The following is a 21,638-nucleotide window of genomic DNA, read 5'->3' on the forward strand; positions in this document are numbered from 1 at the left end:
ACTCCGTCAGATGTCTTTGGCGCTATCGCCGCCGGTGACTTCGTAATCAGCGCCTGTCACCATGTTCGCTGCATCGGACGCGAGGAAGACCGCGGCAGGCGAAATGTCGTCGGGCTGTAGCCAGCCGACCTTCAGCGGCACGGTCGGGGCTCGGCTATCCCATGCCTGCTGGGGCGTCGGATGTTCGACCTTCTGGCCTTGCTCGCTCATGGATTCGCTGAGACGCTTCTCGTAGCGGGTGAGGGCGGTGTCGACGAGCCCGGGAATGAGCGCGTTCACGGTGATGTTGTGCTCGCCTAGCTCCATCGCAGCCGACTTCATCAGGCCGAGGATGCCCCATTTCGAGGCGCAATAGCTCGATGCATCTTTGGTGCCATGCTTGCCTTGCATCGAGGACAGCAGGATAAAGCGACCCTTCTTTCGGGCGACCATCTTGGGTGCGAACGCGCGGACCGTATTGGCGGTGCCGTTGAGATTGTTATCGATAACGTCGTGCCAGTCGGTGTCTTCCATCTCCAGCAGCGTCCCCCAGCGCTGGATGGCCGCGTTGGCGACGACGACGTCGATCTTGCCGTAATCTCTTTCCACACGATCGGCAATCTGGCGCAGAGCTGCAATGTCGCGGATGTCGGCCTTAATGCCTTCGGCTTTTCGGCCAAACGATTTGATCAGCCGCACGGTCTCGTCGAGTTCCTCCGGAGTAGCCGGGACGGCGTTCGATGCCGGAGAAACCTTGCCCCCGATGTCGACGGCGACGACATCGGCGCCGTTAGCTGCCATCTCTACGGCGATCGCGCGACCTATGCCGCGCGCGGCGCCGGTTACGACGACGACCTTGTCCTGCAGCATCGAGCCCCGGCCAGGCCGAATCGAGCCGGCGGTGCGCTCAGGCGGCGCCTCGGGGACCGGCTTGCCGTCGAGCTCCTTCGGACCGTTGTCCGAACGAACCTGCGCTCGCGCCGATCCAACGGCAGCGAAGGCGCCTGCCGCCGCCGCGCCCCTCAACACTCTGCGCCGTACCTGGTTCGTCATTCCTTGCTCCCTTGATTAGGTCGGCAACTGATCGCCGCTGGAACTGTTCCTACCGCCCTAGCAACGAAAGGCTTTTCGATTCCGCGGCGGTTTGTCGAAGCGCATCTTAAAATCTCGGGCGACGTCGTTGGGCGCCTTCCGCAATCTAGGTTCCGGCAATCGGGCGATAGCGCTGGAGGGAACCGTTGAGGCCCGGCAAAGCTTCTTCCCCGATGGATGCCAAAACAAAAACACCGTCAGAACCGCCTCCCACCGCGCGCGACGGCTTCGTTCGCGTCAGAGGGGCACGCGAGCACAATCTCAAGGATGTTTCGCTCGACATTCCGCGCAATGAGCTCGTAGTCTTCACCGGGGTTTCCGGATCCGGCAAGTCCTCGCTGGCGTTCGGTACCCTGTACGCGGAAGCGCAGCGGCGGTATTTGGAATCCGTGTCGCCATACGCGCGCCGGCTCTTCCACCAGATGCAGGTTCCCGACGTTGACGTCGTCGAAGGATTGCCGCCGGCCGTAGCGCTGCAGCAACAACGCGGATCGCCGACGACCAGGTCCTCGGTGGGAAGCGTCACCACTTTGTCCAATCTGCTGCGGATGCTGTACTCGCGCGCCGGCATCTACCCGCGCGGCCAGCCGTTGCTTTACGCGCAATCCTTCTCGCCCAACACGCCGGAAGGAGCCTGTCCCAACTGTCATGGGATCGGGCGGGTACATCAGGTCAATGAAAGGACGCTGGTGCCCGACGACGCGTTGACCATCCGGGAGCGGGCGGTCGCGGCCTGGCCGACGGCCTGGCAGGGCCAGAACCTCAGGGACATTCTTGTTACCCTCGGATACGACGTCGACAAGCCGTGGCGCGAACTGCCGAAGAAGGATCGCGACTGGATCCTTTTCACCGACGACCAGCCGACCGTCCCGGTCTACGCCGGATACACTCCCGCCGAAACACGCAGGGCTCTGAAGAAAAAGGAAGAGCCGAGCTACATGGGCACCTTCACGGGAGCCCGCAAGTACGTTCTCCAAACGTATGCCACCACACAGAGCGCGATGATGAAGCGCCGAGTGGCGCAGTTCCTGTCGAGCGACGACTGCCCGGTCTGCAAGGGCAAACGGCTCAAGCCGGGAGCGCTTTCCGTCAAGTTCGCCGGACTGGACATCGCCGAGATGTCACGTCTGCCGCTGAAGAAGCTCGACGCGCTCGTCAAGCCGTACATCGATCGAGCCGATCAGGACGCGTCTCATCCTGAGAAGGCGATCGTCGTGCAACGGATAGTCGAAGATCTCGCCGGACGTCTGGAGGTCCTGTTGGATCTCGGCCTGAGCTATCTCACGCTTGAGCGAAGCACGCCGACCTTGTCTCCGGGCGAACTACAGCGGCTTCGGCTCGCGACGCAGGTCAGATCGAACCTGTTCGGCGTCGTCTACGTACTGGACGAGCCGTCGGCCGGCTTGCATCCGGCGGACACGGAAGCGCTGCTGAGGGCGCTGGACCGTCTGAAGGCATCGGGCAACTCGCTCTTCGTCGTCGAACACGAGCTCGACGTGGTGCGCAAGGCAGACTGGATCGTCGATGTCGGGCCCGCCGCAGGAGAGCAGGGTGGCGAGATACTCTACAGCGGTCGGCTCGCCGGTCTGGCCGAAGTGGAGGCATCCCAGACGCGACGCTTCATTTTCGACGAAGCCGCCGAGCCGACACGGAAGCTTCGCCAGCCGCGTGGCTGGCTGAAGCTACAGGGAGTCACGCGCAACAACCTCGACGACTTGGATGCCGATCTTCCTCTCGGCGTGCTCACCTGCGTGACCGGCGTCTCGGGCTCGGGCAAGTCCAGTTTGGTCAGCCAGTTTCTCGTCGAGGCCGTTGCCGAGCGATTGGGTAATCGTCGAGAAGCGGATCCAGACGAAGGCGAACTCAAGGAGGCGGTACTCACGCTGGGCGGCGAGATCATCGAAGGTCTCGATCTGGTCAAGCGGCTCGTCGTCGTCGACCAGAAGCCGATCGGACGAACGCCGCGGTCCAATCTGGCGACCTACACCGGACTGCTCGATCACGTACGCAAGCTGTTCTCCGCGACGAAGCAGGCGCGCGCCAGGCGATACGACGCCGGTCGATTCTCGTTCAACATGGCCAAGGGCCGCTGCGAGACGTGCGAGGGCGAAGGATACGTGTGCGTCGAGCTTCTCTTCCTTCCCAGCGTCTACACGCCGTGTCCGACCTGCAAGGGAGCTCGCTACAACGCGAAGACGCTCGAAATCAAGATACGCGATAAGTCGATCGCGGACGTGCTGGCGATGACGGTCGACGCGGCTTTCGACTTCTTCGAAGATGACGATATGCTTTCCCGGTCGCTGGGCGTGCTGCGCGAAGTTGGGCTGGGCTACATCAGGCTGGGGCAGTCGGCGACCGAACTCTCCGGAGGGGAGGCGCAGCGCGTCAAGCTTGCTACCGAGTTGCAGCGGGCGCAGCGCGGAGGGACGCTCTACGTGCTCGATGAGCCGACGACCGGCCTGCACCCGTCCGACGTCCGTAAGCTGAGCAATCAGCTTCATGGCCTCGTCGATGCGGGCAACACCGTCATCCTCGTTGAACACGACATGTCGGTCGCGGCGAATAGCGATTGGGTCGTCGATGTCGGTCCCGGCGCGGGAGACGAAGGCGGCCGCATCGTGGCATCAGGGCCGCCGAAGGAGGTTGCCGCATTCGGAAGCCGGACAGCGACATACTTGGCCAAGGAACTCCAGCTCCATTGGTGACGGGTATGAACTTAATTGGCCTCGAAGATGCTGGCGAGACTCTTCGGCGCAAGAGGTCGCGCATCCGGGCGATGGAACCTGAGGACGTGTCTCCGCTTAGCTTAAAAAATCGATGACGAGGCGTTCGATGTTCAAAGGATTCGTATTTGATGTGGAGGGAACGCTCGTCGACAGCGTTGCGCAGAACCTTCGCAGCTTCCAGGATGCGCTTGAGAGGTCGGGATATCGCGTTCCCATTCAGGTGCTCCAGGCCTATTCAGGGCTCGACGGCGACCAGACTTTGCAACTCGTGGTCCCCGAAGCGTCCCAAGATGAGCGATGTGCGATTTTAAAGGCACGAGGTGCGATCTTCGAACGCGACTATCTGCCGAGCGTGAAGCCGTTCGACGGTGTCCGCGACATCTTCAGAGTCTTGGGCGAGCATGGCGGCCGCGTCGCGCTTGCCACCGACTGCAAAGGGCTCGCTTTCAAGCGCTACATGACACTTCTGCGGGCCGATGATTTCATCGCTGCGACCGCTTGCGGCGACGACGTGGAGCACGGAAGGCCCGACCCTCGCTTGGTCGGGATGGCCTTGCGCAAGCTCGGCCTTTCGGGCCCGATGGCGGTCATGGTCGGCGACACGCCTTACGACGCCGAAGCAGGGCTCGAGGCCGGAACGAAAGTCGCCGCTGTCCTGACCGGCGGCTTCACCGAAGAAGTTCTACGCCAGGCCGGCTCTTTCGCCGTGGCGCGCGATCTGGAAGCGCTTCTCAAAAGTCTGCTCTTCGGAGAGAAGGGCCCGGAATTGCAGCAGTCGGACTGGCTGCGCAGCGCATAGCACGTACCGAGACTCTAACGGCCTCCGCGGCGACGGGGTTGAGTAAAGGGTTCGAGGGCGGATGCCGTCGACATTCAGGCTAGGTCACGGACCTTGCAGCCCAGCAGGACGGCGGCCAGAGCGGCTCCGATGGCATTCGCGCCGACGACGACCCAGTCATGGCACAGCAGGCCGTAGACCACCCATAGCGACAGGCCGAGAGTAAGCGCCGCGAGCATGCCCAGAGAGAGATCTCCGGTCGATCCGCGCGGCCAGGTCTTTCGCACCTGCGGAATATAGGATAGCGACGCTAGGAAGGCCGCGATGCCGCTTACGAAAGATGCGAGTTCACCCATCACGGTCTACAGGCGATCCGGCCCCTCGGCGCCGGATCCCTGAGGCAGCTGGCCGCCTCTGTCGGCAGCCAGCCTTCGCATTGGCGAGTATCATGCGGCGCGATGGTTCACGCTGTTGACGGCCATGTCGCTGAGCTTCTTGTCCGTCGCCTTCTCCTCGTCGAGGTTTTCCTGGAGAACGGCGGCGCAGTCGTCTCGCCCGAGCTTCTTCGCCCACGCGATCAGCGAGCCATAGCGCGTGATCTCATAGTGCTCCACGGCCTGCGCGGCCGCGATGAGGGCGGCGTCTAGAACCGTCGTGGCGTCGACGTCGCCAGCCACGTCGCTGGCTTCCTCGAGAATGCCGTCGATCGCGGGACAGTTCACGCCCTTGGCCTCGGCGCCGTGCATCTTGAAGACCTTTTCGAGCCGAGTAATCTGGTTCTTAGTCTCGGCGAGGTGAGTCTCGAATCCGCTCTTTAAGGACTGGTCGCTCGCCTTCTCGACCATGTCCGGCAGATTCTTCGCGATCTGCTGTTCGGCGTAATAGATGTCCCGCAGGGTGTGCACGAAGAGGTCGTTCAGCGTCTTGATGTCTTTGGTGAAGAAACCCATGGACGTCTCCCATTATTGAAAGGCCGCACGGCAAACGACGACAAATAGGAAGCGTTCCTAACTGGCTCGCGATGGCTAAGCGGGCTACGCAGCCAGCAACGTTTCGTCTTCACGCACTCGACCTGCTCACCGAACCGGTTCAGGTGGACAGCCATCGTCGCGTCATGGGTCTCGTCTGCGGAACTGCATAAGGCATCCGTCACCAGAATGACGTGGAAACCCCAGTCGATCTCGCTAAGCGCGGTGGCGAGCACGCCGACCTCCGTTTCGTCGCCCGTGAGCAGGTGTCGACTAATTACTCCCGCAGCCGTAGCCGGAGATCAGAACCCGCCCACGGCGAGTAGACGCGCTTGTCGTGGGTCCGGGCAGGTGGAACGAAGCGCGCGCGCTCGGGAACGAGATCCACCATATCCGAGCAAGGCGCTTGACCGTCATCGAGCTCCAGCGTTCGTAGTACCGCCGCCACATGCCCGCATCTCGACCAGCTGCTCTGGCCGAAATGAAGTGGGTGAAAACACTCCGCTTAAGTCCCGTTGCCGTGACGTGACGGTCACAATGTTGGGCGGCACCCGTCGAACCAGGGCGTCCTCTACCCGGTGTCCTCGCCGAACATTCGCTGCATATCGACGCAGACATGGATCGCGTTGTCCCCGGGCGGCCCCAGCCGCAGTAGATCTTTTTTCGTCATTATTCGGCGAGGCTCGACATCGGGACGGATTTTCGGATGCAAAGAGCGGATCGTCGCGCCAAACATGGCGCAGAATATCGTTGACTGGGCGATACAGGTTTTCGGCCGAGGTGGAACCAATAACGACCATTTCCTCGCGGCAGCGCTCGCGACGACACGCTTGCTGCGACTAGCCGACGGCCCCGACGAGGTCCACCGCAATCAGATAGGCAAGCTCGAGTTGCATCGCTGGCTTAATTCCGATCCTGCACGGACCGGCGGCGGGGCCGATTCGATGTCCCCAGAAGAATCTGAATCATGGTCCGAAGGAGGACTGTGGCCGCGTCCAAAAAGCCTACCCTAGATGGGATTCGGCCGACCGCGTGCCGAAATTGCCCAGTTCGCCCACGCTTGCCGCAAGTTAACATCGCGGTGCTGGAAGCCCGCAATCCCCCCGAGGTGAGTTTCTTCACCGCGATGAACCGCAGAGCTCCCATCAGCAATAGTCTACCTCCTTCGTGCCCTCTCAGTTCGGCGGTTGCGGGCAAAGTGCAAACCGCCCACGAACGAAAAGTGGACGTTTCTGGTGCGGTCGTCGCGCCGCGAATAACCAGGATCCAGTAAGACATTGATCTCATTGGTGGGCCCGGCAGGACTCGAACCTGCAGCCAGACCGTTATGGGCGGCAGGAGAAGGGATGCGGCCGTTCATTTTTCAGCATTTTTTGTGATGGCCGCGTTTATCGCTCTTGGAGTGGTCGTTTCCAGTACGAAGCTGGTGCCGTTGGCCTAGCCTTCGAGCCCGATCGTTGAACGGGCTGGCTCGTCGGTTCGACTCCCACTCTCTCCGCAATTGGGCGATTTCCTTCGCGAGATAATCCTCGAAGCCTCCTATGCTGCAGAAGGTGATTGCGTGGACCTTAGGAATGTGCATCACTAAATCAAATTCCTAGATTTCCTAGAATCAAACTCTGTTATGGCTATCCCGGATCTTGATCCCGATCTGTTGAAAGCTTTTGTGGCGGTTGCCGACTACCGATCGTTCACGCGCGCGGCGACGATGCTTCACCGGACGCAGTCTGCAGTGAGCATGCAGATAAAACGCCTGGAGGAGCGGCTGGGTGTCGCGCTGTTCATCCGAACCAAAGCACAGGTGGATCTCAGCGCTTCCGGTGAAGCTTTGCTCGGCTATGCTCGCCGCATTCTTCTGCTGAACCAGGAAGCGGTCGACCGCCTGCGCGAACAGAAGGTCGAAGGTTTGGTGCGACTTGGCGTGATGGACGACTATGGAAGCCTGGTGCTACCGCCGCTGCTGTCGAATTTCGCGAGCAACTATCCTGGAATCCATGTCGAAATGGAAACCGGCCTGACCGCGAACATGCCGCAGCGATTGGGCGAAGCTTTCGATCTGGTCATTGCCATGCATCCCGTCGGCGAAGGCGGAGGTGAGTTCTTGCGCCGCGAACAGGCGGTGTGGGCGAGTAGCGCGGCCGAGCTCGTCGAGCATGTTGATCCCTTGCCGGTTGCGCTCTATCCGCACGGCTGCCTGTTCCGGAAGTGGGCGACGGAAGCGCTCGACAGAGACAACCGACGCTGGCGCCTGGCATTTGTCAGCCACAGCATGGCCGCCGTCGAGTCGATTGCCGCGCAAGGATTGGCCGTGACCGTCTTCAAGGCGAGCACGTTTCCCAAGAAGCTGCGCCCGCTGACCGAGCGCGACGGCATGCCGCGACTGCCGGCGGCCGACATCTGTCTCCATCGCGCGCCGAACATTTCGCGGCCCGCTTCTCTGCTTGCAGATCATCTTGTGCTTGGGATGGAGCAGCCGGTGCTCAGCCTCGCAAGCTAGGCTGTGTTATCGGAATTGCCGTACAGCTAGCGTAGCGGACCGACGTCGACGTCCGCGCGGCCGCCGGGGTTGCGCGGCTGCTTCGATTCCGCGAACGAACGCCGTCCGCCTATATATCTCGTATCTTCTCCGGCAACCTTGATGACGTCGAGCCGGCCGCCTCCGTCGCCGGCATTGGTTCAGCGCGATGTTCGCGCGGCTGGATCGCGACGTAACGGGGTGACGCGTCGCGGTCATCGCTCGGCGGCGACGTAGCGCCACGGCGCAGCGTCCAGCGGACCTCATCAAAAGTCGGCATGACCTTCATAAAAAGAATGCCATTGCCGGCGGTGCCCGCCGATCATATCGACGATGCCAACATACAGGAACAAGCCGCTTCGTTCTGCGAGCGGCAAATGAGGAAATGACCCTGCTGGTCGCGCCTCGCGCATCATCAGCACAGCCAAACGATGGCCTAGCATTCGCGCGACTCGCCGAAAGACGCGTCGGTGTTTGGTCAGCTCGGGGATCTGGACAAGCATGAGTGACGTATCCTTTGAGAATGTCGGGAAGTCGTTCGGTACGATCGGTGTGTTGCACAACGTCTCGATCGATATCGCAGATGGTCAGTTCGTGACGCTCGTCGGTCCGTCCGGTTGCGGAAAATCGACGCTGCTCCGGATGCTGGCGGGCTTGGAGCGCGTGACAACAGGCACGATCTCGATCGACGGCTGCGTGGTGAACGAAATGCCGCCCAAAGATCGCGACATCGCGATGGTGTTCCAGAGCTATGCGCTCTATCCGCATATGACGGTTGCCGACAACATGAAGTTCTCCATGACGCTGCGCCGGGCGCCGCAGCGGGAAATGGACGAGCGCGTACAGCGAGCAGCCGGAATTCTCGGACTCAGCCAGTTGCTCGACCGGTACCCGCGGCAGCTTTCAGGCGGCCAGCGCCAGCGCGTCGCGATGGGGCGCGCAATCGTGCGCAACCCCAAGGTTTTCCTGTTCGACGAGCCGCTGTCGAATCTCGATGCGAAGCTGCGGGTCAGAATGCGCGCCGAGATCAAGGAGCTCCATCAGCGGTTGCGTACCACCACGGTCTACGTCACCCACGACCAGATCGAGGCGATGACGATGGCGGACAAGATCGTCGTGATGCGTGATGGCAGGGTCGAGCAGGTCGGGGCACCGACCGAGCTTTACGACCGCCCGCGCAACGCTTTCGTGGCCGGCTTCATCGGATCGCCGGCCATGAACTTCATTGGCGGACGTGTCGCGAATACCGGCGAGTGGCGGTTTATCGGCGATGGCGGCGCCGACGTCGCGCTGATGGAAGCGCCGAACCTTCGTGACGGGCAACGAGTGCTGTTGGGGGTGCGGCCGCACGACGTTTCCCTGGCCGCAACCGGGATGTCTGCCGAAGTGAAAATTGTCGAGCCTTCAGGTTCGGAGACCGAGGTCCTGTTCAGAACGCCACGCGAAGAGGTGGTTACGGCCGTGTTCCGGGATCGGGTCCGGCTGACGCCGGGCCAACAGGTGCGGCTCGACTTCGCAAACGCTCCGCTTCACGTGTTCGACGCCGAGACCAACATGCGGCTGAACTGAACGCCGACCCGGCCATGGCTACACCTCGCAGTAGGGAGAAGACGCGGTGAACGAGGACTCAAGGCGCTCATTTCTGAAACAGGCTTCGCTCGCGGCGATTTTCGCTGCAGGCGACGGACTCGGTCGGAGTGCGCAGTTATGGGCAGGGCAGGCGGCATGGCCATGCGAGCCAGGCGCTACGCTGAGCATTCTGCGCTGGAAGCGCTTCGTGCAGTCGGAGGAAGATGCTTTCGCGGAGACGGTAAGGGCCTTCACGGCGGCGACCGGAGTCAAGGTGACGGTCTTGTCCGAGTCCTATGACGACGTGCAGCCGAAAGCATCAGTTGCGGCACACACGCAGCAGGGGCCCGATATCGTCTGGGGCCTTCACTTCCTTCCGCACCTGTTTCCGGAGAAGTGCCTCGACGTCTCCGATCTGGCGGACTATCTCGGCTCTGCACATGGAGGTTGGGTACCCGCCGCGCGCGCCTATGGCCAGAGCGGCGGGCGCTGGATTTCGATCCCGATCGGAATGTCTGGCACCATCATCAATTACCGCAAGTCATCGGTCGAGAAAGCCGGCTTCTCGAAATTCCCGCAAGACAATGCAAGCTTCCTGGAGTTGTGCCGCGGTCTGAAACGCAACGGCACTCCTGCGGGTTTCGCGCTCGGGCACGCCTCTGGCGATGCCAACAACTGGGCGCACTGGGCGCTGTGGTCGCATGGCGCCTATCTGGTGGACGAGCATGACAAGGTGATCATCGACTCCGCGGAAACCATGGCGGCTCTGGAATATGCCAAGCAGCTCTACGAGTGCTTCATTCCAGGAACGGCATCGTGGAATGACGGGTCCAACAATAAGGCGTTCCTGGCCGGAGACCTGCATCTCACGAACAACGGCATCTCGATCTACGTCGCGGCGCAGGCCGGCAACGAGCCATTGGCGGACGACATGGACCACGCCTACTTTCCGATCGGGCGGGTAGGAAAGCCGACCGAGCTTCATCTCTGCTTCCCCATGCTGGCGTTCAACTTCACGAAGTATCCGAACGCCTGCAAGGCCTTCATTGCTTTCTTCCTGGAGTCGCAGCGCTTCAACGCTTGGCTCGGTGGCGCGCAGGGGTTTGTCACCCACTGCCTGAACGAGTTCGATGCCAGTCCGGCCTGGACCAGCAATCCGAAGCGGACGCCGTTCCGCGACTGCGCGAAGAGGACGCTGACCGCCGGAGGGATCGGCTCGGTCGGCGAGAAGGCCGCGGCAGCGATCGCAGACTTCGTCGTGGTCGACATGATCGCGAACTACGTCACGGGCAAGGAAGACCTGAAAAACTCGATCCGCCTGGCCGAGCGGCAGGCGCGGCGGCTCTACCGCTGAACGAGATCTGCCGGAAGCCTGCAAGAGCAAGGAAACAATATGTCACGGTTTCAGTCCCCGATCGAGAGCCGATCGAGAGCTGCCGGAATGTCCCGGATTCGGGATAATCGTCACGCCGTCGGAGCTCTGTTCATGGTGCCGACGGCGCTCATCCTCGGTCTTTTCCTTGGATACCCTCTCCTGAAGGGCATCTGGCTTTCGTTCACCGATACGCGCCTCGGTCGCGACGGTGCCGGTATCGTCGGCCTGGAAAACTATCAATGGCTGTCGGACGATGCGGTGTTCTGGCTCTCCGTCGTCAATACTTTGCTCTACACCGTCTTTGCATCGGCGGCGAAGTTTGCGATCGGCCTGTATCTGGCGCTACTGCTCAACAAGAACCTTCCGTTCAAGGCGCTCGTCCGCTCGATCGTATTGATCCCCTTCGTGGTCCCCACGGTGCTGTCCGCCATCGCGTTCTGGTGGATCTACGACAGTCAGTTCTCGATCATTTCGTGGAGCCTTCGGCACCTCGACCTGATCGACGCCAACATCAACTTCCTCGGAGATCCCTATCTGGCGCGTATCTCCGTGATCATCGCGAACATCTGGCGAGGCGTTTCGTTTGTCGCGATCACGTTGCTGGCCGGCCTGCAGACCGTTTCGCCATCGCTGCACGAGGCGGCCACGCTGGATGGCGCGAGCGCCTGGCAGAGCTTCAGATACATCACGCTTCCGCTGCTGTCGCCGATCATCGCAGTGGTCATGACGTTCTCCGTCCTGTTTACGTTCACCGATTTCCAGCTTATCTGGGCCATGACCAAGGGCGGTCCGGTCAACGCAACCCATCTCATGGCAACGCTCAGCTATCAGCGCGCTATTCTCGCAGGCAACCTCGGTGAGGGAGCGGCAATAGCGACCGCGATGATCCCGTTCCTGCTCGCGGCAATCATGGTCTCCTGGTTCGGCTTGCAGAACCGCAAATGGCAGCACGGTGGTGGCAATGGCTGACGCAGCTAGCATGTTCGATCGCAGCGACGAAACGATATCGGCCGGCATCGCGCCCGACGAGTCCGCGGGGATGGACTATCTCGAGACGTTCCCGCGCAAGCTCGTGGCCGTCTACCTGCCGCTCCTGGTCATCCTCGTCGTGCTAATCTTTCCGTTCTATTGGATGGCGCTGACGGCCGTGAAGCCCGACGAGCAGCTCGTGGACATGGAGCGTTTCAACCCGTTCTGGGTTGTCAATCCCACGCTCAAGCACATCGACAAGCTGCTTTTCGAAAGCAACTATCCGATCTGGCTCTGGAACACGATGTACGTGTCGGTCGCCGCGACCGTGCTTTCCCTGTTTGCCAGCGTGCTCGCAGCTTACGCGATCGTTCGGATACGGTTTCGCGGCGCGCAATTGGTCGGCGGCGTTATCTTCCTCGCCTATCTCGTTCCGCCGTCGATTCTTTTCATCCCGCTGGCGACGATCATCCAGGCCTATGGGTTATTCGACAGCCCGCTCTCCTTGATCCTGGTTTACCCGACGTTCCTGGTGCCGTTCTCGACCTGGCTGCTGATGGGCTACTTCAAGACGATTCCGTTCGAGCTCGAGGAATGCGCACTGATGGACGGCGCGAGCCGCTGGCAGATCCTCTGCCGCGTTGTCCTGCCGTTGTCCGTTCCAGGGCTGATTTCGGCCTCGATATTCTCGCTGACACTGTGCTGGAACGAGTTCATCTACGCGCTGACGTTCTTGTCCTCGACCGGAAACAAGACCGTTCCGGTGGCCGTTGTGAGCGAGTTCGTCGACGGCGATGTCTATCGCTGGGGCTCGTTGATGGCGGGCGCTCTGCTCGGGTCGCTTCCACTGGTCGTGCTCTACAGCTTCTTCGTGGAGCACTACGTGTCCGCGATGACGGGCGCCGTGAAGGAATAGCGAGGCCATCACGGCTTGCGATGATCTCATCACCACAATTGGCTTCTCATTGCCGGTGGTCCGATTAATTCTCGTCGGGATGGCCGCGATCAGATCGGCCCAGAGACATGTCTCAGACTTATGTGGAGGATCGGCGATGGCGCGGCTTGACGGCAAGATAGCTCTGATAACGGGCGCAGGCGCAGGTATCGGGCGAGCCGCTGCCCTATTGTTCGCAAAGGAAGGGGGACGCGTGGTCGTCGCCGACTTCAACGAGGCGGCGGCGCGGGAAACCCGGCAGCTGATAGAGGGAGCCGGCGGCATCGCGGATCACGTGACGATGGATGTCGGCGAGGTCGAAAGCGTCAGGGGCGCGATCGCGTTCGCCATCGACAGGTTTGGATCGCTGCACGTGATCTACAACAATGCCGGCGGCTCTGGGCTGACGGACGCGCGCGTGACGGACGCGCCCGAGGAAGAGTTCTGGCGGACCATTCGTGTGAACTTGTTCGGTACGTTCCTGACTTGCAAATACGGCATTCCGCATCTCGCCGCCGCCGGTGGCGGTTCGATCATCAATACAGCCTCGCATGCCGCACTGATGGCACTTCGCGGCCGGGATTGCTACACCGCGGCGAAGGGCGGTGTGGTCTCGATCACTCGGGCGATTGCCGCCGAATACGCCGTGCAGGGGATCAGGGCGAACGCGCTGGCGCCAGCCTCGACGCGGACCGACCGCATCTTTGCATTGTCGCAGAAGAACGAGCACATCGACCGGCTGGTTCGCGAAGGACAGCCGCTCGGCTGGGTCGAGCCGTCTCACGTGGCCTACATGGCACTGTATCTCGCCTCCGACGAGTCGGCCCGCACCACCGGTCAGGTGTTGAGTGTCGACAGCGGCGCGACGATCGTCTGATCGCCTGAACAATAGATGAGATCGCGAGGTAGATGGTGACCGAGTTCGACAAGCGCGCAATGCCCAGCCGGCACGTGACCATAGGCGACGAGAAATCGCCGAACAGATCGATGATGCACGGCGTGGGGGTTGCCGAAGACCTGGCCAAGGCGCCACTTGTGGGCGTCTTCCATACGTTTACCGACGTATCCCCCTGCAACATCTCGCTACGGGCTCAGGCGGAGCACGTGAAGAAGGGAGTATCGGCCGGCGGCGCGGTGGCGTTCGAGTTCAATACGGTCAGCGTCACCGACGGGATCGCGAATGGTAACGCCGGCATGAAGAGCTCGCTGGTCTCTCGCGAAGTCATCGCCGATTCCGTGGAGGTGGCGATGCGAGGACACTGCCTCGACGCCTTGGTCGGAATCGCCGGGTGCGACAAGAACCTGCCGGCCATGATGATGGCGATGCTGCGCCTGGATGTGCCAGCCGTGTTCCTCTACGGCGGCCCGCGTTTGCCCGGGACGCATCGCGGCGCGGACATGATCTTGATGGATGTGTTCGAGGCGGTCGGTAAAGCCGCCAAAGGTGAAATCTCGCGCGAGGAACTGTTCGAGATGGAGCACGCGGCCTGTCCCACGGCGGGAGCATGTTCGGGGCAATCGACCGCCAGTACCATGGCTGCGGTCTCCGAAGTAATGGGGCTCGCGCTCCCCGGGACTGCATTCATGCCCGCTATCTGGCACGAGCGTTCGGTTCTCGCACGTCACAGCGGCGAAGCCGTCGTGCGGCTCCTGCGCAATGGGATCAGGCCGCGGCAGATCGCGACGTTGAAGGCATTTGAGAACGCGGCGACCTATGTCGCAGCAACGGGAGGTTCGACCAACTCGGCGCTGCATCTGCCGGCAATGGCGCACGAGGCCGGCGTCGAATTCGATCTTCATGATATCGGCCGTATCGCCAAGCGGACGCCGCATATCGCCAATCTCCGGCCTGGCGGGAAATACATCGCAAAGGACGTCTTCCGCGCGGGCGGAGCGTCGGCGATCATCAAGCTGCTGCTCGATGCCGGGCTTCTGCATGGCGATTGTCTGACGGTGACCGGAAGGACGCTCGCGGAAAACCACGCTCACGTTAGCGTCGAGCCGGATCAGGAGCTGCTCTTCGCGCCATCCCGCCCGATCAAGCCGACCGGCACGCTGGTCACGCTCAGCGGCAACCTCGCGCCGGAGGGCGCGATCTGCAAGACCGCCGGCCTGAAGCAGACCACGTTCGTGGGGCGCGCGCGGGTCTTCGATAGCGAGCGGGCGTGCCTCGCTGCCGTCCTGGCGCGCGAATATCAAGCGGGCGACGCGCTGATCATACGCTACGAGGGCCCGAAAGGGTCGCCTGGAATGCCGGAGTTGCTGGCGACGACGTCGGCGATCTACGGGCAGGGAATGGGTGAGAAAGTCGCCCTGATCACCGATGCGCGATTCTCGGGGTCCACCCGCGGAATGTGCGTCGGGCATGTCGGTCCCGAGGCGTTCGTCGGTGGGCCCATTGCACTGGTCGAGAACGGAGACGTCGTCTCCATTGACCTGGAGGCAGGCTCGATCGTGCTCGACGTGACGGAGCAGGCGTTGAACGACCGCAGGGCGCGCTGGAAGCCGCGGACGACGCAGTACACGACCGGGGCGTTGTGGCGTTATGCCCAGACGGTGGGGGGCGCGCGCAACGGAGCGGTCGTCCATCCCGGCGCGAAATCAGAGGGCCATCGCTATTCGGAGATCTGACCTGATGAACGAGATGTCCTCTGACGCGCTTTCCCTCGCCGCAGCCGCGCTGTCCGGCGCGATCCGCAGCGGGACGACGCTGACAGGATGGCCTGAGAGTATCGCTCCTTCAACCATCGACGATGCGTATCGGATCCAGGAACGGGTGCATAGCTCGCTCGCCCGCGCGCTGGCCGGCTGGAAGGTTGGGTGGACCACGCGCAGCCTGCAGGACGCCAACGGCGTGTCGGAGCCTATGACGGGACGCGTGCCATCGGAGACCATGGTCTTCAGCGGGGCGACCGTTCGCGAGTTGCGGCCGGCCAACCTGAAATGCGAAGCAGAATTGGCGTTCCGGCTGGCTCGCGCTCTGCCGCCGCGCAACGAACCCTATTCGGAGCAGGAACTCGCGGATGCGATTGACGTCATCTTTCCGGCGATCGAGATCGTCGGCTCGCGTTTCCTCGATCCGCCCGCCGCAGGAAGGTTCAGCGTGGTGGCGGACAACGGTGCCCATTCGGGCCTCGTGCTGGGGGCGCCGATCGAAGTCTGGCGCAAGCTCGATCGCATCAATCTCGAGGCGCGGCTCTATGTCGATGACGTCGAGGTCGCCCGAGGCACCGGCTCGAACGTCCTCGGGGATCCGTTGGCGCCATGTGTATGGCTGGCAAACTGGCTGAGCCGCCGGGGTCTCGGCCTGAGCGCAGGGGATATTGTCAGCTCCGGAAGTTTTCTCGGTGCGCCGGCGGTGCCGACGGGATGCAACGTCGTCGCGTATTTCGGAGATCATGGGCATGTCGCCGTGAAATTCGTCGCGCATTGACGGCTATCGATCATTCCGCGCTCTTCAGCGCCAGTCGCGGTTCGAGGATTTGAAACATGAAAGCGAAAGTCGTGATTGCGTCGGCGGCCGGGGGTCCCGACGTCTTGCAGGTCGTGGATACCCAACTGGATGCTCTGGGCGACCATGACGTGCTGGTGCGGCAGACTGCGATAGGTATCAATTTCGTCGACATCTATCACCGCAAGGGGGTGTATCCGATCGCCTATCCAGGGCGCCTCGGCGTCGAGGCGGCGGGCGTCGTCGAGGCGGTTGGGCACCGGGTGACGCTGGTCAGGAGGGGCGATCGTGTTGCGTATTCGGGCAACGTTCCCGGCTCCTATGCCGAGGCACGTATCGTCCCGGAAGCTACTCTCGTGCGCGTGCCGGACGGCATTTCAGACGTCGTCGCCGCCGCAGTCATGACGCGGGGGATGACCGTCGAGTATCTCGTCCGACGGACCTATCCCGTCGCGCCGGGCGAAACTGTCCTGTTTCACGCGGCCGCCGGCGGGGTCGGCTTGATTGCGGGACAGTGGCTGAAGTCGCTGGGCGCAGTCCCGATCGGGACCGCGGGCGGGCCGGAGAAGTGCGCCATCGCCGCGAGCCATGGCTTCGACCATGTGATCGACTATCATCGCGAGGACATCGCGGCGCGTGTGCGGGAGCTCACCGACGGGGAGGGCGTGCCGGTGGTCTTCGACAGCGTCGGCAAGAACACTTTCGAGGCATCGCTCGACTGCCTTGCGCCGTGCGGGATGTTCGTGACCTTCGGGCAATCGTCCGGCGTCATTCCGCCGTTCAGCCCGAACCTACTGTCGAGCAAGGGGGCGCTCTACATGACGCGACCGACGCTCTCCGTGTACAATGCGAAACGGCGTGATCTCGAAGCCTCTGCCAAGGCACTGTTCGATCTGATTCTGAGCGGGAAGATCCGGATTGAGGTGAACCACAGATACGCCTTCGATCAGATCGCTGCAGCGCATGCTGATATCGAGGCGTGTCGAACGATCGGGCCGAGCGTTCTGATCGCATGACGTGAACGCCGCCGGCGGGCGCGGGAATATTCTACCGCTCGGGCGGCCGCCGGCGGCCGATACCTCACACAAGAAGTTCGATCAGGAACGGACCCTTGCGCCGGTTTGCCGCAACGAACAGGTCGGCGAAAGCCTCGATGCTGGTCGCGCGTGCTCCTTCGACGCCCATTCCCCCGGCGAGCTTGATCCAGTCGAGGTCCGGATTCGTAAGACTGAGCATGTCGTGGGCCGTCTTGCCGGGCGTCGCCCCGACGTTGGCGTATTCTCCGAGAAGGATCGCGTATTTGCGATTGGATAGAATCACAGTCGTAACATCGAGGCGTTCGCGCGCCTGGGTCCAGAGGCCTTGCAGCGAGTACATGGCGGCGCCATCTGCCTGCATCGAGACCACGCGGCGCCCCGGTGCCGCGATGGCCGCTCCCGTCGCCAGCGGAATGCCGCATCCGATCGCCCCGCCCGTGATCTGCAGCCAGTCATGTGGAGCGGCATCTTCCGTCGCTGCATAGAACGAGCGTCCAAAGCTGACGCTCTCGTCGACCAGGATCGCCTGCTCGGGAAGCAGCGCTGCCAGAGTCTGTCCGACCGCCTGCGATGACAGGCTCGCCATCGCCGGCTCGGGACGAGCGCGCTCGTCGAGCTTGATCCGGCGCGGAGCATCGAGTGCATCGGCGAGATCCGCGAGCGCCTGCGCAACGTCCTGGTCGGGCCGCGCCAGGACGTGAACCGTCGCCTCCGGCGGCGCCAACAGCCCTGGCTTTCCGGGATAGGCGAAGAAGCCGACCGGCGCCGGCGCCCCAACCAACACGAGATGCTTGACGCCCGCCAGCGCCTCGACAGCCGCGGAAACGGCATAAGGGAGCTTGGCGATGTGCGCACGCCCAAGACCGCGTTCGATTCTGCCGTTGGCCTGCTGGGCCAGAACCCGACAGCCGCTCGCCTGCACGATCCGATACGCGTCTGCCGCCGGTTGTAACCGCAAGGCGCGGCCGCCAAGGAACAGCAGCGCAGGCTCGCCACTGCGCAAGACGGAAGCGATCCTTTCGACAATAGCCTGCGGCACGCGAGCGGGCGGCGGGGGGAGCAGCGGAGCCGCGACGCTGCCGCCCTCGTCCCAACTTGCGTCGGAAGGCAGCACGAGCGTTGCGATATGACCCGGAGCAGAGCGAGCGGCCTGCACCGCGGCCGCAGCGTCGACGCCGACCGATCGCACATGCCGGGCAGTCCTGGTCCAGGCCGAGACCGGTCGTGCCCAGCCTTCCGTGTCGGAGCTGAGCGGAGCGTCGAGCGGGGCATGATAGGTCGCCTGATCTCCGACGATGTTCACGATCGGGCTCTGCGCACGTCTTGCGTTGTGCAAATTGGACAGCCCGTTGGCAAGGCCGGGACCGCAATGCAGCAGCGTCGAGGCCGGCTTGTCGGCCATTCGGCCGTAGCCGTCGGCGGCGCCCGTCGCGACACCTTCAGCCAGCGCCAGCACGCATCGCATGCCCGGAATCCGGTCCAGCGCCGCAACGAAGTGCATCTCGCTGGTGCCCGGGTTTGCAAAGCATGTATCGATGCCGCTTTGCAGCAGCGTGTAGACCAGGCTCTCGGCGCCGTTCATCGCTCACCTCAACATACAGATCGTGAATCGTTTGGTCGTGGGAACGAAATCAATAGCCTCGTTGCATCGACATCGACAAACCAGGAATCTGAATTGCCTCATCAGTCGTCGTGATGAACGTCGCAGCAGCGCGCATCTCGGCGACGCAAGGCCGACCTCGATCAGGGGCCGCATCATCTTTCATGATGATCGACATGTTGGAAAATCATTTTACAAAAGTCGCGGTGTGGCCGACATCGGCAACGGTGCCGGGCGTTGCAGCCCTGGCCGCTTGGAGCAGATGATGAAGCTGTTACGCGTAGGACCCGTCGGCAAGGAAGTGCCGGCCATGATCGACGAGCAAGGCGAGATCCGCGACCTCTCGGCCTACATCAAGGATCTGAGCGGGGAAACGATATCGCCAGCCGGACTGGCGGCGCTCGCCGCGATTGACATCTCGAAGCTGCCCAGGGTCGACAAGGGCCAGCGCGTCGGCGCTTGCGTCTCGCGTCCCATCAACTTCGTCTGCATCGGCCTCAACTATGCGGACCATGCCGCCGAAACCGGGTCGCCGCTTCCGTCCGAGCCGATCTTCTTCCTGAAATCGCCGAGCGCCTACTCGGGACCGAACGACGATGTGGTGATCCCGCGCGGGATGCACAAGCTGGACTGGGAAGTCGAGCTCGGCGTGGTGATCGGCTCAACGGCGCGATACGTCTCGGAGGCCGAGGCGGTGGACAAGGTCGCCGGCTACTGCGTCGTCAACGACGTCAGCGAACGCGAGTACCAGTTGGAGCGCGGCAGCCAGTGGACCAAGGGAAAGAGCTGCGACACGTTTGGGCCGATCGGTCCTTGGCTCGTGACCAAGGATGAGCTGCCCGATCCGCATGTCCTGGACATGTGGGTGGATCTGGACGGTGTCCGCATGCAGCAGGGCAACACTCGGACGATGGTGTTCTCGGTGCCGCGCATCGTGAGCTTCATCAGCGAGATATTCACGCTGCATCCCGGAGACATCATCGCGACCGGTACGCCGCCGGGCGTCGGCATCGGCAAGAAGCCGCAGCCGATCTTTGCAAAGCCCGGACAGGTGCTGACGATCGGGATCGAGCAGCTTGGCGTGCAAACCCAGCACGTTAGAGCGAGTCCGTTCAGCAAGGCCGTCTGAGCGGTTCGCCCCTCGGCGCCGTTACGGGACTCCCGATCGGCGCGCCCGCGGCTTCCGCATCAGGCATCAAACCTTTCTCGTGGCAACCAACTCGTTGCGCCGCCCAAAAAGACAATTCGTAATGCCCGACGACGTGACTGAAGACGATATCCGATCGCGCTTCTCCGACGCCATGTCGACGATGTACCGAAGCGAGGTGCCGCAATACGGTACTTTGCTCAACATCGTGGCGCAGGTCAACGCGAACGTGCTCGAGCGACAACCGGCGTTGCGGCGAGAGCTTGAGGTCGCAGGCGAGCTCGAGCGCCTCGGGGCCGAGCGCCATGGAGCGATCCGGCTCGGGACAGCGAATGAGCTCTCAACCATGCGCAGGCTGTTTCGGGTCATGGGCATGTCTGCGGTCGGATACTATGATCTTGCGCCGGCCGGCGTGCCGGTGCATTCGACGGCGTTCCGTGCGATCGGCGAAGCCTCCCTTAACAAGAGCCCGTTTCGTGTCTTTACGTCGCTGCTACGGCTGGACCTCATCGAGGACCGGGAGTTGCGTGATCTGGCGGCCGCGACCTTGAAGCAGCGCACGATCTTCACGCCTCGCGTTCTGCAACTGATCGAAAAGTACGAACAGGAAGGCCGCCTGGATCGTGCAGATGCCGACGAGTTCGTCGCGGAAGCTCTGGAGACCTTTCGTTGGCACCGCGATGCGACCGTGTCGGAGCGCGACTATCGCAGGCTGATCTCCACGCATCGCCTCGTCGCCGACGTCGTATCGTTCCGCGGGCCGCATATCAATCATCTCACGCCCAGGGCCCTAGATATTGACGTCGTGCAGGAGGAAATGCCCCGACGGGGAATCGCGGCCAAAGCCGTCATCGAGGGGCCTCCGAGGCGGAAATGTCCGATTTTGCTGCGCCAAACGAGCTTCAAGGCGCTTGAGGAGACGATTCAGTTTCGCGGAAAACGCGGTGCGGACGTGGCCGGCTCGCATACGGCGCGGTTTGGAGAGATCGAGCAGCGCGGTGTGGCGCTCACTCCTACTGGGCGGGAGCTGTACGACCATCTGCTGGAGATGGCACGGGAGGCTGCGCGGCCGGACGAAGCTGATCCGACCGAGTATGGCGCTGCGCTGTTCGATGCGTTCCGGTCGTTTCCCGACGACTACCATGCCTTGCACGCGAGGAAGCTGGCGTATTTCCGTTACCGCGTCGCGGACGAAGCGAAGGTGAACTCGATCCCGTCGGCGGACCGGATGAGGCTGACGCGGGTCATCGGCGCCGGTGCGATCTCCATCGAGCCGATCGTCTACGAGGATTTCCTGCCCGTAAGCGCGGCGGGAATATTCCGGTCCAACCTCGGCGACGATGTTTCCGCTGCGACGCGAGGGCGCGCCAATCAGAGCGAATTCGAATACGCGCTCGGGGAAAGGGTCCGCAATGAGTTCGAGCTCTATGAGGAGATCCAGGCCGCGTCCCTCGCGCGGTGCGAGGCCGGATTGGGATGTCGCTTCTCCGATGCCTGA

General features: G+C 62.5%; 21 protein-coding genes. 14 read left to right on the forward strand and 7 right to left on the reverse strand.

The window, feature by feature from the left end; all coding sequences use genetic code 11:
* Window positions 1-6: 6 nt before the first annotated feature.
* On the reverse strand, window positions 7-849 hold the full coding sequence (locus ACVISU_RS32915) for an SDR family NAD(P)-dependent oxidoreductase (RefSeq protein ID WP_456709694.1): 843 nt from the start codon (window positions 847-849) through the stop codon (window positions 7-9).
* Between the two features lie 395 nt (window positions 850-1,244).
* Here ACVISU_RS32915 and ACVISU_RS32920 point away from each other — a divergent pair, with 395 nt between their 5' ends.
* Entirely contained in the window at window positions 1,245-3,776 is a 2,532-nt protein-coding gene (locus ACVISU_RS32920) for an excinuclease ABC subunit A (protein ID WP_456709695.1), read from the forward strand.
* Window positions 3,777-3,903: 127 nt separating this feature from the next.
* Entirely contained in the window at window positions 3,904-4,596 is a 693-nt protein-coding gene (locus ACVISU_RS32925) for an HAD family hydrolase (protein WP_456709696.1), read from the forward strand.
* A gap of 74 nt (window positions 4,597-4,670) precedes the next feature.
* Here ACVISU_RS32925 and ACVISU_RS32930 read toward each other — a convergent pair whose 3' ends face one another.
* From ACVISU_RS32930 to ACVISU_RS32940, 3 genes are all read right to left on the reverse strand, one after another.
* Complete coding sequence (locus ACVISU_RS32930; protein ID WP_456709697.1) at window positions 4,671-4,931, reverse strand: SemiSWEET family sugar transporter; 261 nt, start codon at window positions 4,929-4,931, stop codon at window positions 4,671-4,673.
* A 90-nt stretch (window positions 4,932-5,021) separates the two neighbouring features.
* On the reverse strand, window positions 5,022-5,525 hold the full coding sequence (locus ACVISU_RS32935; protein WP_456709698.1) for a YciE/YciF ferroxidase family protein: 504 nt from the start codon (window positions 5,523-5,525) through the stop codon (window positions 5,022-5,024).
* Entirely contained in the window at window positions 5,492-5,779 is a 288-nt protein-coding gene (locus ACVISU_RS32940; protein ID WP_456709699.1) for a hypothetical protein, read from the reverse strand. The genes ACVISU_RS32935 and ACVISU_RS32940 overlap by 34 nt, the downstream gene beginning before the upstream one ends.
* Before the next feature lie 342 nt (window positions 5,780-6,121).
* Between ACVISU_RS32940 and ACVISU_RS32945 the strand changes: the two genes are divergently transcribed.
* Together ACVISU_RS32945 and ACVISU_RS32950 are read left to right on the forward strand one after the other, a co-directional pair.
* Window positions 6,122-6,556, forward strand: a complete 435-nt coding sequence (locus ACVISU_RS32945; RefSeq protein WP_456709700.1) for an acyl-CoA dehydrogenase family protein — start codon at window positions 6,122-6,124, stop codon at window positions 6,554-6,556.
* Between the two features lie 611 nt (window positions 6,557-7,167).
* Window positions 7,168-8,040, forward strand: a complete 873-nt coding sequence (locus tag ACVISU_RS32950; protein ID WP_456709701.1) for a LysR family transcriptional regulator — start codon at window positions 7,168-7,170, stop codon at window positions 8,038-8,040.
* Between the two features lie 284 nt (window positions 8,041-8,324).
* On the opposite strand, the gene ACVISU_RS32955 is transcribed toward ACVISU_RS32950, so the two are convergent.
* On the reverse strand, window positions 8,325-8,561 hold the full coding sequence (locus tag ACVISU_RS32955) for a hypothetical protein (protein ID WP_456709702.1): 237 nt from the start codon (window positions 8,559-8,561) through the stop codon (window positions 8,325-8,327).
* On the opposite strand from ACVISU_RS32955, the gene ACVISU_RS32960 reads away from it, so the two are divergent.
* The 8 genes from ACVISU_RS32960 (at window position 8,560) to ACVISU_RS32995 (ending at window position 17,372) form a co-directional block, all read left to right on the forward strand.
* The gene (locus tag ACVISU_RS32960; RefSeq protein ID WP_456710955.1) at window positions 8,560-9,627 is read left to right on the forward strand and encodes an ABC transporter ATP-binding protein; all 1,068 of its coding nucleotides are present in this window, start codon (window positions 8,560-8,562) and stop codon (window positions 9,625-9,627) included. The genes ACVISU_RS32955 and ACVISU_RS32960 overlap by 2 nt on opposite strands.
* 46 nt (window positions 9,628-9,673) lie before the next feature.
* Window positions 9,674-10,981, forward strand: coding sequence for an ABC transporter substrate-binding protein (locus ACVISU_RS32965; protein WP_456709703.1), 1,308 nt, complete (start codon window positions 9,674-9,676; stop codon window positions 10,979-10,981).
* An 87-nt stretch (window positions 10,982-11,068) separates the two neighbouring features.
* Complete coding sequence (locus ACVISU_RS32970) at window positions 11,069-11,971, forward strand: carbohydrate ABC transporter permease (RefSeq protein WP_456709704.1); 903 nt, start codon at window positions 11,069-11,071, stop codon at window positions 11,969-11,971.
* A 10-nt stretch (window positions 11,972-11,981) separates the two neighbouring features.
* Window positions 11,982-12,887 (forward strand): carbohydrate ABC transporter permease, encoded by a 906-nt coding sequence (locus tag ACVISU_RS32975; RefSeq protein WP_456710956.1) that lies wholly within the window; start codon window positions 11,982-11,984, stop codon window positions 12,885-12,887.
* A gap of 136 nt (window positions 12,888-13,023) precedes the next feature.
* Window positions 13,024-13,782 (forward strand): SDR family NAD(P)-dependent oxidoreductase, encoded by a 759-nt coding sequence (locus ACVISU_RS32980; protein WP_456709705.1) that lies wholly within the window; start codon window positions 13,024-13,026, stop codon window positions 13,780-13,782.
* Window positions 13,783-13,841: 59 nt separating this feature from the next.
* Window positions 13,842-15,536 carry a dihydroxy-acid dehydratase gene (ilvD, locus tag ACVISU_RS32985; protein WP_456710957.1) on the forward strand — a complete coding sequence of 565 codons (1,695 nt, stop codon included), beginning with the start codon at window positions 13,842-13,844 and terminating at the stop codon, window positions 15,534-15,536.
* A 4-nt stretch (window positions 15,537-15,540) separates the two neighbouring features.
* Window positions 15,541-16,338, forward strand: coding sequence for a 2-keto-4-pentenoate hydratase (locus ACVISU_RS32990; protein ID WP_456709706.1), 798 nt, complete (start codon window positions 15,541-15,543; stop codon window positions 16,336-16,338).
* A gap of 56 nt (window positions 16,339-16,394) precedes the next feature.
* Window positions 16,395-17,372, forward strand: a complete 978-nt coding sequence (locus ACVISU_RS32995; protein ID WP_456709707.1) for a quinone oxidoreductase family protein — start codon at window positions 16,395-16,397, stop codon at window positions 17,370-17,372.
* Between the two features lie 64 nt (window positions 17,373-17,436).
* Here ACVISU_RS32995 and ACVISU_RS33000 read toward each other — a convergent pair whose 3' ends face one another.
* Window positions 17,437-18,975 carry an acetolactate synthase large subunit gene (locus ACVISU_RS33000; protein ID WP_456709708.1) on the reverse strand — a complete coding sequence of 513 codons (1,539 nt, stop codon included), beginning with the start codon at window positions 18,973-18,975 and terminating at the stop codon, window positions 17,437-17,439.
* Between the two features lie 49 nt (window positions 18,976-19,024).
* On the reverse strand, window positions 19,025-19,171 hold the full coding sequence (locus tag ACVISU_RS33005; protein WP_456709709.1) for a hypothetical protein: 147 nt from the start codon (window positions 19,169-19,171) through the stop codon (window positions 19,025-19,027).
* An 87-nt stretch (window positions 19,172-19,258) separates the two neighbouring features.
* Between ACVISU_RS33005 and ACVISU_RS33010 the strand changes: the two genes are divergently transcribed.
* Together ACVISU_RS33010 and hglS are read left to right on the forward strand one after the other, a co-directional pair.
* Window positions 19,259-20,122 carry a fumarylacetoacetate hydrolase family protein gene (locus tag ACVISU_RS33010; RefSeq protein WP_456709710.1) on the forward strand — a complete coding sequence of 288 codons (864 nt, stop codon included), beginning with the start codon at window positions 19,259-19,261 and terminating at the stop codon, window positions 20,120-20,122.
* 121 nt (window positions 20,123-20,243) lie between these two features.
* Window positions 20,244-21,638, forward strand: coding sequence for a 2-oxoadipate dioxygenase/decarboxylase HglS (gene hglS / locus ACVISU_RS33015; RefSeq protein ID WP_456709711.1), 1,395 nt, complete (start codon window positions 20,244-20,246; stop codon window positions 21,636-21,638).

Source organism: Bradyrhizobium sp. USDA 4452 (genome assembly GCF_054063575.1).